Raw genomic sequence first — 1,858 nt, 5'->3', positions numbered from 1 at the left:
AAATAACAGTTACCTGAACCGGCATAGATGATGTCGTTGCCGCTGCCGCCATAAAGCAGGCTGTTGCCGGTACCGCCGCTGATGTAGTTGTCGCCGTTGCCGCCGAAGATAGAGCTGCTGCCTGAGCCGCCGATCAGCATATCGCCGTTGTTGCTGCCGATGACAACATCGTTGCCGCTGCCGCCAATGTAGAGAGCATTTTGTTTATCCTTGACATACTGCCCCACCTGGATGGTCTGCCCGGTGGACGTACCGAAAATCTCCACCTCCGGGATATTGGTCTGGACACCGGCCCAGGTCTGGATCGGGGCGCCATTGGTCCGTTCAAGCTGCACGCCTAAGCCAATATCACCGTTTGTCTGATATAGCCCCAGCCCGGAACCGGACCAGAGCGTCTCCGACTGAGCCGGCAAATGGCGGTCAACCCGCGTGATATCCATATCGCTGAGCCCGCTAAGCAAATTCAACGGATCACTGGGCAACTGCCCGGTAGTGACCCCCAGCTTGTTCAGCGGCCACAACTGGGCATAATCCACATCCTGCAGACATTCCCGGGCCGTGAGCAAGGCGGGAGTCAGCAGATCAATTCCCACGTGTTCATCCTTGGCCGGGTCGGCGTTAAAGCGGACCTGTCCCACCGGGTCCTGCTCGGTAAGAAGATTTATGACATTGCTAAAAGACCAGGCGGAAAAGGTACCGACAATCGCTTTGGCCTGTTCGGCCCGCTGCAGCAAAGTCCCTCCGCTTAGCTTTATTGTACCGCCTGTGGGCAAATAGATGGCATTGCCGGCCAGCAGCTGCTCTTCAGCGTACATTTTTAATTGCCGGAGCATACCGGGTCCCTCTTCCGACAGCGTGGGCAAGGCAATCCCGGTGTCGAGAAAATACATGCCTGACATCATCTGTACCAGCGCACCGCCTAAAGAATGCCCTGCCAGAGAAATCCCATAACCCTGACTGCCATATTGCTTTTGTAGATCACTCAAAGTATTGCGAAACGCCTTATACCCTTCCAGTACCTGATTCGGAATGACGCCCAGCCCGATTTCCAGATCGCTTAACCCGTCTTTGCTTAATACCCACGGGCTAAATTTGCTGTTTGCCACCGTTCCTTCAACGGTAATGGCTATCTGCTTATCAGCCGCATTGACATAGACACTGCTGTCATAGCCGCTGGTTGTTTCTATAAAGCTAACCAGCTTCCATTTTGACGAAACCACTGTATTGGTTTTTTTGTTTTCCGTATAAATCAGCCAGGACAAATCCCCCAACGAGGCGCCACTGCCCGTATAGCTATTAGCAATGACCTTGCCTGGCCCGGCCTGGATACAGCCCGGCTGTTCCGAAAAAACCGGCGGCGCCGTCATACCGGGAAGCGCGTTGAAAACATTAAGGGCTGTATCAGTAACCAACTGTGCCGTATTTTGGAGCACATTTTTCATATCGGTTACAACATTGGGCTGCCTTCCTAACAAAGCTATTTCCCCATCGGCTGCGATCTGCCGGACGGTCTCCAGCGGTCCCTGCGCCACAATCTTGGCGGTCTGATCGGCAACAAGCTGCCCCACATGGTCAGCCAGGACTTTCAAATTGACTGTTAGATCCTGAAAAAATATTTTCCCATTACCCACAATTTCCACCTCGTTTCCTTATTGTTTTTTCTTGCCATATTTGCCCTGTCCAGGTCCTCCCGTATTCTAAAAAAAGCGGCTTAGACTAAGCCGCTTTTTAAATCCTGTTGCTATGCCCTGACAAACTGTTTGTCTTTAACCGTATACATGCCGTCGTTGAAGGAGAATTGGTTTACCCGGTCGCCGCTGGCAAACCAGTTGTCCAGGACCAGTTCATTCGTCTTGGT

At 52.5% G+C, this 1,858-nt stretch carries 1 pseudogene; it reads right to left on the bottom strand.

The annotated features are described in order from the left end of the window. A pseudogene (locus F3H20_RS19735) lies at window positions 1-1,631 on the bottom strand (hypothetical protein); the annotation flags it as partial. Window positions 1,632-1,858 lie beyond the last annotated feature (227 nt).

The organism is Propionispora hippei DSM 15287 (assembly GCF_900141835.1).
GTDB classification, from domain to species: Bacteria; Bacillota; Negativicutes; order Propionisporales; family Propionisporaceae; genus Propionispora; species Propionispora hippei.
This window is presented reverse-complemented; position numbering and strand designations above follow the sequence as displayed.